This is a genomic window from Sphingobacteriales bacterium (assembly GCA_012517435.1).
In the GTDB taxonomy this organism is placed as follows: domain Bacteria; phylum Bacteroidota; class Bacteroidia; order CAILMK01; family JAAYUY01; genus JAAYUY01.
In genome coordinates, this window is sequence record JAAYUY010000107.1 from 1 (window position 1) to 15,936 (window position 15,936).

At 40.1% G+C, this 15,936-nt stretch carries 14 protein-coding genes and 1 tRNA gene; 10 read left to right on the top strand and 5 right to left on the bottom strand.

Annotation, left to right across the window (positions count from 1 at the left end):
* Positions 1–158: 158 nt before the first annotated feature.
* Complete coding sequence (locus GX437_06350; GenBank protein ID NLJ07271.1) at positions 159–1,178, top strand: 2-oxoacid:ferredoxin oxidoreductase subunit beta; 1,020 nt, start codon at positions 159–161, stop codon at positions 1,176–1,178.
* Here GX437_06350 and GX437_06355 read toward each other — a convergent pair.
* On the bottom strand, positions 1,166–1,891 hold the full coding sequence (locus GX437_06355) for an SAM-dependent methyltransferase (protein ID NLJ07272.1): 726 nt from the start codon (positions 1,889–1,891) through the stop codon (positions 1,166–1,168). The two genes, GX437_06350 and GX437_06355, sit on opposite strands and share 13 nt — an antisense overlap.
* Before the next feature lie 87 nt (positions 1,892–1,978).
* Positions 1,979–2,052: transfer RNA gene (locus tag GX437_06360), tRNA-Ile, on the bottom strand.
* A 44-nt stretch (positions 2,053–2,096) separates the two neighbouring features.
* On the opposite strand from GX437_06360, the gene GX437_06365 reads away from it, so the two are divergent.
* From GX437_06365 to GX437_06375, 3 genes are read left to right on the top strand one after another with little or no spacing between them, the layout of a single operon-like run.
* Positions 2,097–2,720: an HAD family phosphatase gene (locus GX437_06365; protein ID NLJ07273.1), complete on the top strand. Its 624-nt coding sequence runs from the start codon at positions 2,097–2,099 to the stop codon at positions 2,718–2,720.
* A 5-nt stretch (positions 2,721–2,725) separates the two neighbouring features.
* Complete coding sequence (locus GX437_06370) at positions 2,726–4,366, top strand: amidohydrolase (GenBank protein NLJ07274.1); 1,641 nt, start codon at positions 2,726–2,728, stop codon at positions 4,364–4,366.
* A gap of 25 nt (positions 4,367–4,391) precedes the next feature.
* A complete protein-coding gene (locus GX437_06375) occupies positions 4,392–5,834 on the top strand; it encodes a hypothetical protein (protein NLJ07275.1) in 1,443 nt (480 codons plus the stop codon).
* 52 nt (positions 5,835–5,886) lie between these two features.
* On the opposite strand, the gene GX437_06380 is transcribed toward GX437_06375, so the two are convergent.
* Complete coding sequence (locus tag GX437_06380) at positions 5,887–8,700, bottom strand: insulinase family protein (protein NLJ07276.1); 2,814 nt, start codon at positions 8,698–8,700, stop codon at positions 5,887–5,889.
* Between the two features lie 290 nt (positions 8,701–8,990).
* Between GX437_06380 and recR the strand changes: the two genes are divergently transcribed.
* From recR to GX437_06410, 6 genes are read left to right on the top strand one after another with little or no spacing between them, the layout of a single operon-like run.
* Entirely contained in the window at positions 8,991–9,596 is a 606-nt protein-coding gene (recR, locus tag GX437_06385) for a recombination protein RecR (protein ID NLJ07277.1), read from the top strand.
* Positions 9,597–11,573, top strand: a complete 1,977-nt coding sequence (locus GX437_06390) for a glycosyltransferase (GenBank protein NLJ07278.1) — start codon at positions 9,597–9,599, stop codon at positions 11,571–11,573. It begins immediately after the preceding gene.
* A 45-nt stretch (positions 11,574–11,618) separates the two neighbouring features.
* Positions 11,619–12,560: a UDP-3-O-(3-hydroxymyristoyl)glucosamine N-acyltransferase gene (locus GX437_06395; protein ID NLJ07279.1), complete on the top strand. Its 942-nt coding sequence runs from the start codon at positions 11,619–11,621 to the stop codon at positions 12,558–12,560.
* 2 nt (positions 12,561–12,562) lie between these two features.
* Complete coding sequence (locus GX437_06400; protein ID NLJ07280.1) at positions 12,563–13,588, top strand: radical SAM protein; 1,026 nt, start codon at positions 12,563–12,565, stop codon at positions 13,586–13,588.
* Positions 13,585–13,959 carry an MGMT family protein gene (locus GX437_06405; protein NLJ07281.1) on the top strand — a complete coding sequence of 125 codons (375 nt, stop codon included), beginning with the start codon at positions 13,585–13,587 and terminating at the stop codon, positions 13,957–13,959. The genes GX437_06400 and GX437_06405 overlap by 4 nt, the downstream gene beginning before the upstream one ends.
* Positions 13,956–14,441, top strand: a complete 486-nt coding sequence (locus GX437_06410; protein ID NLJ07282.1) for a hypothetical protein — start codon at positions 13,956–13,958, stop codon at positions 14,439–14,441. Before GX437_06405 ends, GX437_06410 begins: the two co-directional genes overlap by 4 nt.
* Here GX437_06410 and GX437_06415 read toward each other — a convergent pair whose 3' ends face one another.
* Positions 14,442–15,344 (bottom strand): hypothetical protein, encoded by a 903-nt coding sequence (locus GX437_06415; protein ID NLJ07283.1) that lies wholly within the window; start codon positions 15,342–15,344, stop codon positions 14,442–14,444.
* Between the two features lies 1 nt (position 15,345).
* The coding region (locus GX437_06420) for a hypothetical protein (GenBank protein ID NLJ07284.1) at positions 15,346–15,936 on the bottom strand (591 nt) is incomplete at its 5' end.

Consider the following 15,936-nt stretch of genomic DNA (forward strand, 5'->3'; position numbering starts at 1 on the left):
ATGGGGCAGTTTGCCAATTTCCTTCGTATGCAACATCAGAAATTTCAGTATCACCAGTTTAATAAAGTTCAGGGACTTCCTTTTATGGTCTTCGAGCTGAAGGAAAAATTTGTTAAAATGCTTGAATCTTAATCATTATGGATATGACCAATCATAACATGACGGATATTCCTGTTTTGACAAAACAGGATTTTATTCCGGAAGGCGATGTAAAATGGTGCCCGGGTTGTGGCGACTATGTGGTATTAAATGCCGTTCATTCTATCCTTCCCGAAATAGGAAAAAAAGTTGAAGATATTGTATTTGTTTCTGGTATAGGATGCTCTTCACGATTCCCATATTATGTCAATACCTATGGATTTCATGGCATTCATGGCAGGGCACCTGCTATTGCCAGTGGGATAAAAATTGCCAATCCGAATTTGTCAGTATGGCAAATTACGGGAGACGGTGATAGTATGGCCATTGGCGGAAATCATTTTATTCATGTCATACGCAGAAATATTGACATCAACATCATTATTCTGAATAATAAAATCTATGGCCTGACCAAAGGACAGGCTTCACCCACTACTCCTCTTGGAAGTGAAACAAAATCATCTCCTTATGGCACCATTGAACAGCCTTTCCGTCCTGGTCTGCTTACTATTGGAGCCAGGGGTCAGTTTTTTGCCCGCCTGCTCGATACCAATCCGAAAATGATCAGGGATGTATTGCTTGCTGCCGAAAAACATAAAGGAACTTCCGTTGTTGAAGTTCTTCAAAACTGTGTCATCTTCAACAATCAGGTACATGCCATTGTTACCAATAAAGAAACCCGTGATGACCATCAGCTTCATCTCGTTCATGGCGAACCAATGCTTTTTGGCCCTAATAAGGAAAAAGGTATTATTTTTAACCCTAAAACCATGAAACTTGAAAAGGTCATAGTGGGCGAAAACGGTATTACCATTGACGATATTCTGGTTCATAATGAAAAAACACAGGATTATACGATGCACCTGATGTTGCTTCAGCTTCATCCACCTGATATGCCGCTTGCACTGGGCGTTATCCGAAACGTTGATAAACCCTCCTACGATGAATTGCTTGTAAATAAAATGAAAGAAGCTAAAGAAAAGTCTAAATACAAAAGTTTTGAGGATATGCTGTTTAGCGGGGATGTTTATGAGCTTTGAGAGGATTTGCCTGCATTCAGTAAAAATACAACATTTTTCTTTTCAGGCTGAAAACTGAGTTTTTTCCATTCTTTTACAGGTAGGGTGTTGATTTTCTCAGTATTACCAAATAATTCCATGGCCACGCAGAGCCATGTTTCCGGCTTGAGTATAGCTATTAGCTCTTTGAAAACCGCCTGATTCCGGTAGGGAGTGTCCATAAAAATCTGCGTATAACCAGATTTAAATGATTCATTTTCAATTTTTTGTAAAAAAAGCTTTCTTTGGTGGGGTTTAACAGGCAAGTAGCCATGAAAAACAAATTGTTCAGCATTAAGGCCGGAAGCTGTCAATGCAAGCAGAATGGAAGACGGACCGCTTAGGGGAACTACCCGGATATGATGATGATGGGCGGCAAGAATGATTTTTTCTCCCGGATCAGCTATTGCAGGGTATCCTGCATCACTCACGAGTCCCATATCTTCTCCCTTTAACAACGGTATGATGATACCTTCAATTTCATTTTCATTGCTGTGTTCATTGTATTCGTAAAAATTTATTCCTTCAAAAGGTGTTTTCACTCCGGCCAGCTTGAGCAGATGATTCACAGGTTTTCTGCTTTCAACAATAAAATGTTTTAACTTACGGATAACCTGATAGTTATATTCAGGAATGCCGGAATTTTCAATTGATTGGGAAATCAGATTAGGCAACAAGTAAAGGATAGCACTCATGAAGAGATAGTTAAAAAAACTTCCGCAAAGATACTGAATAGTAACATAATGAGGAGGCTTTTGTACCTTTGCAGAAGTTTAGAGTTGTGGGCCCAGCAGGACTCGAACCTGCGACCAATTGATTATGAGTCAACTGCTCTAACCGACTGAGCTATGGGCCCTCTTTTGAGGGTGCAAAGATAAAGTGCTTTTAACAAAGGAGGATATGGCGATTATAAAAAATTTGTTTTTTGATTTTGGTGGCGTTTTGTACAGAATTGAACCGGAAAGGACTCTTGAGGCTTTGGGCAGGCTTCAGATTCCTGTTGCCGACTGGCTGAACCAAAAGGAGAATATTTTTTTCAGGTTTGAAAAAGGAGAAATAAGTTCTGCAGATTTTATTCGTTTTTTACAGATGAGCAGCCCGTTTCAGCCTGATGAAGACGAAATTGTGGAGGCTTTTACCGCCCTTTTAATCGAATTGCCCCTCGAAAACCTGAGAATGCTGATTCGTCTTGCCCGCCATTATAACTGCTTTCTGGTGTCGAACACCTGCGAAATACATTATCAAAAATTCAGTAAACAGATTTATTCCTCTCATCTGAAAAAGCGCTTTTATGACCTCTTTCTGAAAGAATATTATTCATTTGAATTAGGCCTCCGCAAACCTGAGCCGGAATTGTACAGTTTTATCCTTCGTGATTCAGGCAAAAAACCTGAAGAATCGCTGTTTATTGACGATGATGAAAAAAATATCATAGCAGCTAAAAATGCAGGTTTTCTGACATTTCACTTTGGAAATGAAGGCTTTTGGCATGAACTTATCCATAAGTTTAACCTTTTAATCTGAAAGGTATGAAGAAATTTGTCCTGATTATTCTTTTACCAATTACTTTTATTTTTGGTTGTATGAAAAAGAAGACAGTTGATTTAATTGTGTTTAATGCAAAAATATATACGGTTGATAGCTTGTTCAGTACAGCCGAAGCTGTAGCTATAGCACAGGGAAAATTTGTTGCTGCCGGCACTACGGATGAAATTCTGCACAGATTTAAGGCTGATAAAATGCTCGATCTGAAGGGAAAAACAGTTTATCCCGGATTTATTGATGCACATAGCCACTTTTACGGTTATGGCCTTTTTGCCCAAAGAATTGATTTAACTGCCACTACCTCTTTTGAAGAAATCTTAGATATTGTAAAAAAATGGGCTGATGAAAACCCTGAAGGCTGGATAATCGGCAGAGGCTGGGACCAAAATAAATGGAAACAAACAGAATATCCTGATAACCAGTTATTAAATGAATTGTTCCCGGATCGTCCTGTGATGCTTACACGAGTGGATGGACATGCTGTTTTGGTAAATAATAAAGCATTGGAAATCAGTGGATTGAAATTGAACGAAAATAAAAAGTTTGCGATATTTAAGAAAGACAGGTTTACAGGGATTTTACTCGATAATGCAGCTGACATAGTAAAAGATGCTGCAAACCATCCGGCTGATGAAGAAATAGTCAGGGCATTGAAAGTTGCTCAGGAAGAATGTTTTAAATCAGGCCTGACCACCATTTGTGATGCCGGACAAAAGGTCAGATTTATTGAAATTATGGACAAACTTCAGCAAAAGGGTGAGCTTAAAATCAGGATTTATGCCATGCTGGATCCTGAAGATGAAAGTGTTCGTTTTATCAACGAAAAAGGCATTTTCAGGACTGGACGGCTAACCGTAAGAGCCATAAAATTATATGCAGACGGAGCTTTAGGTTCACGGGGAGCCTGCCTGCTCATGCCCTATTCCGATATGCCCGAAACCAAAGGCAGCATTTTGTTTTCAAATGATTTTTACAGCAAATACTGTGAAGTGGCTTATGCCAGCAACTATCAGGTGTGTATGCATGCCATCGGTGATTCAGCCAACCGTTTTGCTTTAACACTTTTTGCAGGATTTCTTAAAACAAGCAATGACAGAAGGTGGCGAATCGAGCATGCTCAGGTGATTAATGAGGCTGATTTCGGGATGTTCGGGAAATACAACATCATTCCATCCGTTCAGTTTGTGCATGCTGTTTCCGACATGGGGTGGGCAGAAAAACGGCTTGGGAGCAAGAGACTTCAGAATGCTTATGCTTACAAAAAACTGATGTCTCAGAACGGGTGGATTCCTTATGGGAGCGATTTTCCTGTCGAAGAAGTCAACCCATTGCCGGGCTTTTATGCAGCTGTTTTCAGAAAAAATTTTAATGGAGAGCCTGAAGGGGGATTTTTACCTGAGAATGCCATTTCCCGTCAGGAAGCCCTTAAGGCAATGACTATCTGGGCAGCAAAAGCCTGTTTTGAAGAAAATGACAGAGGCAGCATTGAATCGGGAAAAGCAGCCGATTTTGTTGTGATGGATACCGATTTGCTTAACGCTGATGAAAAACAAATCAGACAAGCCAAAGTGCTGAAGACTTTTGTGGGAGGCGAGGAAGTGTTTTCTGAACAATTAAATCATTAGTAAGATTTTTGCAACATCAAACTATATGAATCTCAGGCACATATTTCTGTTTCCCCTGCTGATATCCACATTTGGCTCAAACGGCCAGACCACCGATATTTCAATTCCTGAAAAGATTAAAAACAGGATGAACAACATAGAAATACTGGGCTTCAGCCAAAATAATTATTATGTGGTCAGATACAACAAAGCCATGCAGCAGGAATTCGTTTTCAGTCGCTACAACAAAGACCTGCAACTTGCCGGACAACTTGAATTTCAGATAGATAAAGGAAATGATATTGAAGAAATCCTGCTGGTCGATAAAAATATTCATATTTACTATTCTGCTTACGACAGGGAAGAAAAAGCTTATAAGCTATATTGTACGGTACTTACAGGCAGATTGGCTTTTCAGAGCCGCGACAATCTGGTAGCCTCTGCCAAAGTAACTTCCTCTTCTAAAACTTTCCGGATTACTTATGACAAGGTATTCAAAAGAGTTTTGGTCATGTATCCGAAATCTATTGAAAATGATTTGGTTAACTTTGGTTTTGTTCAACTGAGTCCCTCATTGGAGGTGCTGAAAACTTATCAGAGTGTAATTGTTCCTGAAAAAGAGTTTTCCGTTGAACAGCTTAGCCTTGCTGCCGGTAATGCCGGTATGATTATCAGGAGAAATATCAGTGGTGGTTTTTTGAAAGGGACAAAGGAACAATTAAGCTTTCTGCGAATCAATCTTGAAAAAGAGTCTGTTTCTTCAGTCAATCTGTTCAATGATAGCCTGAGCTTCAGCAGTGTGGTATATAAATTTGATTATCTTAACAACAGGTTTGTTTTCAGTGGCTTTTACCATACTGACGATAAAGAGACAGATAAGGGTCTCGGGGTTATCTTTATACCGGTAACAGTGGATTCGTTGCGGATTAATTTTATTCCTTTCAGTACAGACATGATTGCTACACTTGAAGGAGCAGGGTCGAACAAAAAAGGATTACGTGATTTTTATGCAAAAAAAGTTTTTCTCCGCGATGATGGTGGTTTTTTGTTTTTGGCTGAAAAATTTACCATTGTCAAAGAGGTCATGAACAATTATTATTCGCTCAACAACGTTTATATCCGTTATTTTTATCGTTTTAGCGATGTATTGGTGGTTTCTGTAAATCCTTACGGAAATATAACATGGACAAAAGTGATTCGCAAAGAGCAGACTACACTGAATGACGAAGGTTTTTATTCGTCTTTTCATTCCACCTCGCTTCACAACAAGGTAGTGATATTCTTCAATGATATTTCCCGCAGCAGCTGGAATCTGATTTATAATACCATTGATCCGGATGGGAATATTAATTATCAGATTTTATACACGAGCGCCAATCTGGCCGGAACAGCTATACCACGTAATGCCCGGCAGGTCAATGCTAGTGAAGTGATAATACCTGTTATAAATGTCAGCAAAGGTTTTTCGCTGCTCAGGGTAAGGTTTTAAAAAAAAAGCCGCCAGAATGAGTGGCGGCTTTGTCAGAAAGTTCTCAAATAACTTATTTTTCAGGCATTAACACTATCTGAATGTAGTGGTTTGTATTGATATATTTTTTGGCATATTCCATTGCATCCTTCTGGTTGAAGCTTTTTACAATATCCTCATATTTGGGATAGTCTGAAAAATTCTGTTTGTTGTAATAGTATGAATTGATGGTATTGAGCCAATACCTGTTTTCACGGACATTTACTTCACGGGTACGCAGTGCGGTTTCTTTGACCTTGTTCAGGTTTATTTCTGAAGGTCCTTCAGTTTTCAGCTTGTTGATTTCGTCAAATACTGCAGCTACCAGTTTATCAACATTTTCAGGGGCACAACCAAAATAGATATTCAGGCTGTAGCTTTCTTTCGGATATTTCTTCTGTGTAACCCATGCGCTGATGCCATAGGTGCCTGACTGGTCTTCCCTGATGTTTTCCCTTAACCTTATATTCAGAATATCTTTCATCAGGTCGAGTTTAAGACGTGTTTCCATATCATAGCTGAAAACACCCGGGAAAGTAATATAAACGGTTGCCTTGGGCTCTTTTCCTTTATAAATGGTACGTTTAACTATTCCTGCAGGCTCTTTGACATTCAGGTCAACAAAACTTTCTTTGCGGTTGGTTGAGGGAAGTCCGCCAATATATTGTTCAATTAGCGGTTTTGCTTTTTCGAGGTCAATATTGCCGACAAAAATAAATACGAAGTCGCTGGCATCACTGAAACGGTCTCTGAATATTTCCATCATGCGGTCGTGGCTGGCTTTTTTAAGATCATCCAGGGTTACAGGCATAAAACGTTTGTGATAATTGTTGGTGATGGCCTGAATACTGTCGTTGAAAACATCGCTGGGAGAAGCTCCTTTGTTTTTAAGCGATTCGGTTTCGTTGGTGATAAAATTGTTGTAAGCCTTGACATCTTTTCGGGGCTGTGTAAAGTATAAATAAGTCAGTTGCAGGAGCGTTTCAAAATCTGCAGGGGTTGAGTTACCCTGAAATCCTTCGTCATTCAGACTGATGTAAGGAGTAACGGAAACCACTTTTCCGGCAAGCAACTTCTGCAATTCAACATTTTCAAATTCTCCGAGACCGCTCATGTCGATAACGTCTGCACTATATTCTGCCGAAATATCGTCTTGTTCGGGATAAACCGATCTGCCTCCGAAACTGAATGCACGCATCAGAATTTCATCGTTTTTAAAGTCGGTTTTTTTAATGATGACTTTTGCTCCGTTTTCGAGTGTCCATTCTACAGCTCCCATTTCTGCAATTTCTTTTTCTGCAATAACTTTTTTGGGAGCGGGTGCTTTTTCAATCAATGGTTTGTCAATCACCTTGTCCACGTATGCCACTATGCTCTGGTCATTTTTAACTTCGTTCAGGATTTTAAGCACATCTTTTTCTTTGGGCAGTTTTATTTCCTTTTTTTCTGGAAACATCATGACAATGACCATGTTTTTATCAGTGGATAGTTTTGCCGATAAGGCGTTTACATCTTCAAGAGTTATTTCGGGCAGGAATTTTTTGTAAAGTTCATATTCAAATTCAATTCCTGGCATGGGTTCACCTTCGAGATGGTGGCGCTGAATTTCAGAAGCAAAATTGGCTGATTTTACCTGATTGCGTTCATTGTAGAGCTTTTCCATCCCTTTCATCATGTCAAGCTTTTGACGTTCAAGCTCGGTACGGGTAAATCCAAAACGCTTAACCCTTTCATTTTCAGTCAGTAATAGTTTTAAGGTTGCAAGAGCCTGATTGTTTTTGGCCATACCAATCAACATATAAGCACTTTTCGCCCTGACTATGCTTCCCTCTCCGGTTGTTGCAAACATAAATGGCGGATTTTCTGATTGTGCTATTTCGCTGATTCTTTCGTTCAGCATGCCGATATATAGCTGACGAATCAGATTTTCCTTATATACTTCATAACTGCCTTGTTTTACAGGGTCGTGTTTGATGAAGACCTGAACAAGGTTGTAGGGAAATTCTTTGTCGGCAGTGATGGAAACCAATGTCTTGTCATGATCAGGTACTTCGTAATTTTTTCTTTCCCTTGGATTCTCCTTTTTGGGGATGGGCGAAAAATATTTGTTGATGAGAGCAATCACATCATCGGCTTTAAAATCGCCAACAGCAGCCACGGCTATCAGGTCGGGGCGATACCAGTCGTTGTAAAAGCGGGTAAAGACATCATAGGGAGCTTTTTCAAAAACTTCCGGTTTCCCGATAACCATTCTGTCAGCATAATGGCTGTTCAGAAAAAGTTTGGGGAAATACTGACGCGACATACGCTCCTGTGCCCCCTGGCCTAATCGCCATTCTTCCTTGATAACGCCTCTTTCCTTGTCGATTTCTTCCTTTTCAAAACTGACATTGTGTGCCCATTCTGAAAGTATTTGTATGCCGGTATCCAGATACTGGGGTTTGTCAAGAGGAATGGTCAGCATGTAAACGGTTTCATCAAAGCTGGTGTAAGCATTCAGCTCTGCTCCGAATTTCATCCCGATGGACTCAAGAAAATTGATGAGTTCATGTTTCTGAAAGTTTTTCGTTCCGTTAAATGCCATGTGCTCACAGAAATGAGCAATCCCTAACTGGTCGTCATCTTCGAGTATTGATCCTGCATTGACAATAATTCTTAATTCTGCCCTGTTTTTGGGGTATGAATTCTCTCTGACATAATATTTGATGCCATTGGGCAGGGTGCCTGTTTTAACGCGGCTATCAAGAGGAATTTCTGATTTAAGGTCTGAAGGTACTTTAATTTCCTGACTCAAACCAATACTTGTCAGTAACAGAAAAATGCTGACAAGCATCATGATTTTTTTCAATAAAAAATTTTTCATAATCAACAACATTAACATTTTAAAAGGGTGCAAAGTTAAATTAATTATTAAACGTAAAATGACTTGCAAATTGTCTTTAGGCTGAAATATTGTCTGGCTTTCAGGATTTTAAAAATTTCTGCCGGGAAATAAAGGTGGATTAAGGCTTAAGTTTTCAGGACTTATAAAAAACAGAGAATTAAAAATCAGTGAATCAGTACCTCTTCAACTTGGTAGCCGTAATAGCCACAGAAAACCTAAAAAGTTGCATCTTTGCAGTCGAAAAATGGTGGTTTATGGAATATCCTTCTGAGGTAATCAGAGAATTGGTTGAGCAACTGACAAAACTTCCGGGCATTGGAAAACGGACAGCCCTTCGTATGGTTCTCAGCCTGCTGAAAGATAAAGATACGGAGGTTGAAAAGCTGGGTGAGCTGATTAAAAACCTTAAAACAAAAATTAAATATTGCCAGATATGCCATACCATCAGCGATGATGATGTTTGTAAGATTTGTTCCGACCATCAGCGGGATAAGGAAAGCATTTGTGTGGTGGAAAGCCACCGCGACCTGATTGCCATTGAAAACACCGGGCAATACAGGGGTCTTTATCATGTTTTGGGCGGATTGATAAATCCGCTGGAAGGAACCGGCCCCGATGATATTCACCTCAACAGCCTGCTTCAGCGGGTTGAAAGGGAAAATCCAAAAGAGGTTATCTTTGCTTTGTCGGCAACCCTTGAAGGGGATACAACCATGTATTATATCGGAAAAGAGCTTAATGCAAAAAATGTAAGAACATCAGTCATTTCCCGCGGCATTTCTGTTGGCGGAGAACTGGAATTTGCCGATGAAATTACTTTAGGTCGCTCCATCCTGCAACGGACGCCTTATAAAATCTAAATGATGATTCTTTCGGTCGTTATTGTTAATTACAATGTCAAGTACTTTCTTGAACAATGCCTCATTTCTGTAAAGAAGGCTATTGATTTCATGAAAGAAAAAAATCCTGAATTTCATTCAGAGGTCTTTGTGGTTGACAATAATTCCGTTGACAGTTCAGTCAGTATGGTAAAAAGCAAATTTCCTGATTGTCAGCTGATTGCGAATAAAAACAATGTGGGGTTCAGCGCTGCCAACAATCAGGCAATCAAAGTGGCAAAAGGGAAATATATCCTTTTACTCAATCCGGATACGGTAGTAGAGGAAAATACCTTTTGGGAAGCAGTCAGATTCTTTGAAGACCATCCCGATGCCGGAGGTCTTGGTGTGAAAATGATTGACGGAAAAGGCAATTTTCTTCCTGAATCAAAACGAAGCCTGCCTACTCCGGAAGTGGCATTTTATAAAATCTTTGGTTTTTCAAAGTTTTTTCCCCGCTCAAAACGTTTTGGGAAATACCACCTGAGCTATCTTGATGAAAATCAGATACACGAAGTGGAGGTGCTTTCGGGAGCCTGTTTTTTTATCAGAAAAGAGGTGCTGGATAAAACAGGCCTGCTCGATGAAACCTTTTTCATGTACGGAGAGGACATTGATTTGTCATACAGAATAATCAGGGCAGGCTTTAAAAATTATTATCTGCCGGTAACAAGAATTATTCACTATAAAGGCGAAAGCACTAAAAAAAGCAGTGTCAACTATGTCATTACCTTTTACAAGGCAATGATCATCTTTGCTCAGAAACACTTTACAGGAGGAAAAGCATGGTTTTTTTCCGTTTTGATACATCTGGCCATTTACCTGCGTGCCTTTCTGGCTATTTCGCACCGTTTGTTTAATGCCCTGATCCTTCCAGTTGCCGATATGGTTTTAATTTATCTCGGTTTAAATGCAGTCAGGATATTCTGGGAAAATGTCGGGCATGGCATTCCTTATCCAAGAGAGCTGATAATCAAATATTTTCCGCTTTATACACTCATTTGGGTGTTGTCACTGGCTTTTGTCAGGGGGCATGTCAAACCTTTTTCAATCGGAAAAATTACCAGAGGTATTTTACTTGGCGCTGTGGTCATCAGTATTTTTTATGCTTTTTTAAGTGAATCCGAACGTTTTTCTCGTGCCATCATTATTCTCGGGACTCTGTCTTCTTTTATGCTGACTTTTTTTAACCGTTTGGTCATTTCGTACATTCAGACAGGCTCGCTCCGGCTGAATTTCAACAAAAACCTCAGAATCGGAATTATCGGGAAACAAAAGGAATATCAGCGTGTCCGCCAGCTTCTTGACCATTCTGCTGTTGAATACAGTTTCTGCGGAAATATTTCACCTGATGAACAAAATATTCAGGATGAGGATTTTATCGGTAATGTTTCACAAATCGATGAGATTGTTAAAATTTATAAACTGAATGAGCTGATTTTTTGTGCAGAAGACATTTCATCTTCCCGCATTATCCGGCTTATGACAAGCATTGGCGACCGTCAGCTCATTTATAAAATTGCTCCGCCTCAGAGTCTTTTTATCATAGGCAGCAATCACAAGAATAAAACGGGAGACCTCTATACCATTGATATTCAGCTTTCTTTACTTCAGCCTGAGAATAAATTCAACAAGCGCATGTTCGACATCACTTCCGCTGCACTTTTCCTGATATTTTCACCCCTCCTGGTTTGGCTGGTCAAAGACAAAAAAGGTTTTTTCAGAAACCTGTTGTTTATTTTGTCAGGAAAAATTTCATGGGTAGGCTTTAATCCCCATGAAGACCTTTCAGGTTTTCCTTCCCTGAAAAAGGGGATATTTTATCCGGGCTTCAATACTTCCAAAACAACAGAAGTATCAGGCGATTTAAATCTTTTTTATGCCAGAGACTACAACCTGATGACCGACATTCAGATTTTACTCAGAAATTTTCACCATGCAGGTCGCCAGATCGAATAGCCGGAATTTTAACACTAATTTTGAACAATTTTCCAAATCAACACTATGGATTTTAATAAAGTTTTTAAAGTTGCTGAAATAGCAGAAATACTTGGTCGAAGGTTTACCGGCAATCCCGGCTTAGAAATTACAGGCATCAATGAGATTCACAAAGTAAGGCCCGGGGATATTACTTTTGTCGATATTGAAAAATACTACAAAAAAGCAATCTATTCAAAAGCTTCTCTGATCATTATCAATAATGAAGTAGATATTCCTGAAAACAAAGCATTGATTATCAGTGAAAATCCTTATGAAGATTATAAAAAACTGGTTTTACTGTTCAGGAAAGAGGAAAGAATTCCTGCTGAAGGTTTTTATTGTCACCCGGATTCTGAAATTGGCGAGGGGACCATACTCTATCCTCAGTGTTTTATCAGTCATGATGTCAAGATTGGCAGGAACTGTATCATTCATCCCAATGCAGTCATTCATGCAGGTACAGTGATTGGCGACAGGGTAATTTTAAAGGCTAACTGTGTCATCGGAGGAGATGCTTTTTATTACAGAAAACTAAGTGACGGATGGGAAAAATGGCCTTCCTGCGGAAGAACGATTATTGGTGATGATGTGCATATTGGTTCAGGCACCATGGTTGACAGGGGTGTTTCTGGCGATACCATTATTGGCAGGCAGACAAAAATTGATAATTTGTGTCAGATCGGGCATGGCGCTGAAATAGGGGAAAGATGTGTTATTGCCGGACAGGTAGCCATAGCTGGTAAAGTCATCATTGAAGAGGGTGTCCGTATCTGGGGACAATCCGGAGTGATTCAGTCGGTCAGGGTAGGGAAAGAGGCCGAAATTCTTGCCCGTTCATTGGTTACCAAAAGTTTACCGGGAGGAACCACCTATTATGGAAATCCTGCCCGTGAGGTCAGGCAGGCACTGAAAGAAATAGCTTACCTCAAAAACCTTCCTGAACTCATTGAATTATTAAGAAGATAAGAATCAGATTCTCAATGTTTCGTGATTATATTAGTTTGCTCAGGACTCTCACCTTCAAAAGATTTTTTAACGGGGTAAAAGTTGCCGTATCATTTTATTTATCAAGGCTTTTGCGAAAAACCATACACTGGGGCATGCCCATGAGCCTTTCGGTGGAACCAACCAATATCTGCAACCTGAAATGCCCTGAATGTCCGACAGGAATGAAAATACTGACCAGGAGGTCGGGAACACTTCATCCTGAGCTTTTCAGAAAAATCATTGATCAGGTTTATCCGACAACTCCTTATCTGACCTTGTATTTTCAGGGGGAACCTTACCTGAATCCCGACTTTTTTAATTTTGTCAACTATGCCCGAAAAAAGAAAATGTATGTTACCACTTCCACCAACGGGCATTTCCTGAATGAGGCAAATTGTGAGAAAACCGTCAGTTCAGGATTGAGTAAACTGATTATTTCCGTGGACGGAACCACACAGGATGTCTATCAGCAATACAGGGTGGGCGGTGATCTTCAGACGGTTATCCGCGGAATAAAATGCCTGATGGAAACTAAGAAAAAAATGAATTCCCTTTATCCCTTTGTTGTTCTTCAGTTTATTGTCTTCAGGCAAAATGAACATCAGATTGATGAAATCAGGAGAATTGCCCGCGAGACAGGTGTAGATTTTCTTGCCCTGAAAACCGCACAGGTGTATGATTATGAAAGTGGTAAAAACATTATTCCGGAAAACATCAAGTATTCAAGATACAGAAAAACAAAAGACGGCACATACATCATTCAGAATAAATATTACAACCATTGCTGGAGGAGCTGGCAGTCCTGTGTCATGACATGGGACGGTCACATTGTTCCCTGTTGTTTTGATAAAGATGCCCGCTACAAGGCAGGTTCCGTGCTTGAAAAACCTTTCAGGGAAATCTGGCACAGCGAAAGCCTAAATACTTTCAGGCAAAACATTCTGAAAGCAAGGAAAAATATCGACATTTGTACAAATTGTACGGAGGGAACAAAAATCTGGATTTGAAAAATCAGGCAAAAAATAGTGTAGTAAATAGTCAGGAAACTTTTTTTGAAAAAGTTTATGAGGTTGTTCGACAGATACCGTATGGAAGGGTCAGCACCTATGGCGATATTGCCGAATTTCTCGGGGCCAGAGGTTCAGCCCGTATGGTTGGCTGGGCAATGAATGCTTCCCATCAGGCTTATCCGCCTGTTCCGGCCCACAGGGTTGTCAACAGGCAGGGGCTTTTAACAGGAAAATTTCATTTTCAGACTCCTGATATGATGGAAAAACTGCTTCAAAATGAGGGTATTGAAGTTGAAGATAATCGGGTAGTTCATTTTATCAAAATCCGCTGGGTGCCCTCAAAAGAACTTATAAAAAGGGAAAAATGAAACAATTATTCATAGTCAGGCATGGGCATGCCCAAAATCAGACAGCAGGAAAAAGTGATCATGAACGACCACTGAGTGATCCGGGCAGGGATGAGGTAAGGCAACTTTCTGAGACCTTCAGAAAAAATGGTTTTGTCCCGGAAAAAATTATTTCAAGCACTGCCTTACGTGCTTTGGAGACCGCAAAAATCATCGCTTCGGCTTTTGAAATTCATGCAGATGAAATTGTTGCCGAAGACTTGCTCTATTCCTTTTACGATACAAACGATTTTATAGATATGCTCCAGACTTATGTAAATGATTGTCAGAAAGTTTGTGTGGTCGGACACAACCCCTTGCTGGCTGAAATGATTTTTGCTTTTACAGGAAGGCAAATCGTTCCATTATCTCCTGCTTCTGCAGTGGTTATTGAAATTGAATCCGACTCATGGCAAACATTAACAACTCAGAAAGGGATACTGAAATTTGTTGTTTCGCGTTGATTATTTCCTGATGATGAATTTGTAAAGAATGTCAAGATAGTTTTCATAGCCAAGCGTTTGAGGAACACCATCTTCCCCGTGTTTTGCACCTTCCACACGATAAATTTCGATATACGGGCCGTTGTAGTTTTTTAGCAATAATTCACTGTTGCCGATGGCAATATAATCGTCTTCAGTGCCGTGTAACCACAGGTAATACTGTTCGACAAACTGGATATAATAGGCGTTTCGCATGCCCAGGTCGGTCATAAATCTTGAAGGGACATTCAGGAGTGTTGATTCCTGTGTAATGTTATCGATAGAAGCAAGGGCCGACTCTGTAACCAGTTTCCATGGCTTAAAATCTTTAAAACCGGCAGCAATATAAACAGCAGGCCAGGTCCCAAGGCTGAAACCGTAAATAATGACTTTGCCAGGGTCAGCTCCCATTTTTTTCAGCCACAATAAACTACCTTCCACATCATGAACCATTTGCTCCGAAGTAGCCTTACCTTTTGACAAACCAAAGCCCAGATAATCCATCATCAGCACACCAAAACGGTTTTTCCCGCCACAATTGGCCAATAGTTTTGCCCTTGGCCAGTAAAAGTCAAGATGATCGCGCTGCCCATGACAATAAACGATAATGGTATCATTTTCAATTTGTTCCATGTCGCCAATATAGACTCCGTAAATCACTGAATGAGAGGGGTGTTTTTCGTCTGAATCGTTTGACGGAAAATTGACCACATGAGTCATTGAAGCAGGAATATCATATTCAGGAGGTAACTGCATATCGGTTTCGCCTGTATAATTGTCGAATTTATATTCGCTGATACTGTTGTCTCCCATAAATGCCAAATCATCCAGACGCAGGCACGAAGCCATCAAAATCAGTAATGCCGGAAAAAGAATCTTTTTCATATTAAAACCTTTTGGTGATGTAAAAATAAAGTCCATTTGCCCCATAATCTCCGGTAATGCTTCTATATGGAACAAAAGCATAGGTGTTTTCATGCGAAGGAGCAAGAAATTTCAGCTCAAGGCCAATATCATAGGTTTTGATGCGGAAAACATGCCCAATCTGGGGATTGATAAACCAGCGGTCATCAATTTCCTGACTATGTGCCCTGAGTTTGGTTAATTCAAACCAGTTTGATACCCCCAGATAAAAGTAATGATGTTGTTTGCCATATTGCCAATAAACATTTGCATCAAGCTGAGGCCACATCCTGACGTCTCCCCATTTTGGATTTAAAACAAAATTCACGGCCGGAGAAACCGACAAACCCGGTAACCATTGTTTCTGATTCAGCAGGTTGATCACAAAACCCATGTCGGTCTGAAAGTTTCCGAAAACCAGAGAAGTCAGGTGTAAACCTGCGAAAAAGGTCGAACCGGAATCAAATCCATATCCGTAATACACTGAGCTCAACGGAGCAGGAATTGTTAATCCCTGATAATCAAACAAATGACCACCAATGTTCAGACCGGCTGCATGTTCCCCTTTGTTGAG

Coding starts and splice junctions, on each gene's coding strand:
- GX437_06350 (NLJ07271.1), top strand. CDS start 159: ATGACGGATATTCCTGTTTTGACAAAACAGGATTTTATTCCGGAAGGC.
- GX437_06355 (NLJ07272.1), bottom strand. CDS start 1,891: ATGAGTGCTATCCTTTACTTGTTGCCTAATCTGATTTCCCAATCAATT.
- GX437_06365 (NLJ07273.1), top strand. CDS start 2,097: ATGGCGATTATAAAAAATTTGTTTTTTGATTTTGGTGGCGTTTTGTAC.
- GX437_06370 (NLJ07274.1), top strand. CDS start 2,726: ATGAAGAAATTTGTCCTGATTATTCTTTTACCAATTACTTTTATTTTT.
- GX437_06375 (NLJ07275.1), top strand. CDS start 4,392: ATGAATCTCAGGCACATATTTCTGTTTCCCCTGCTGATATCCACATTT.
- recR (NLJ07277.1), top strand. CDS start 8,991: ATGGAATATCCTTCTGAGGTAATCAGAGAATTGGTTGAGCAACTGACA.
- GX437_06390 (NLJ07278.1), top strand. CDS start 9,597: ATGATGATTCTTTCGGTCGTTATTGTTAATTACAATGTCAAGTACTTT.
- GX437_06395 (NLJ07279.1), top strand. CDS start 11,619: ATGGATTTTAATAAAGTTTTTAAAGTTGCTGAAATAGCAGAAATACTT.
- GX437_06410 (NLJ07282.1), top strand. CDS start 13,956: ATGAAACAATTATTCATAGTCAGGCATGGGCATGCCCAAAATCAGACA.
- GX437_06415 (NLJ07283.1), bottom strand. CDS start 15,344: ATGAAAAAGATTCTTTTTCCGGCATTACTGATTTTGATGGCTTCGTGC.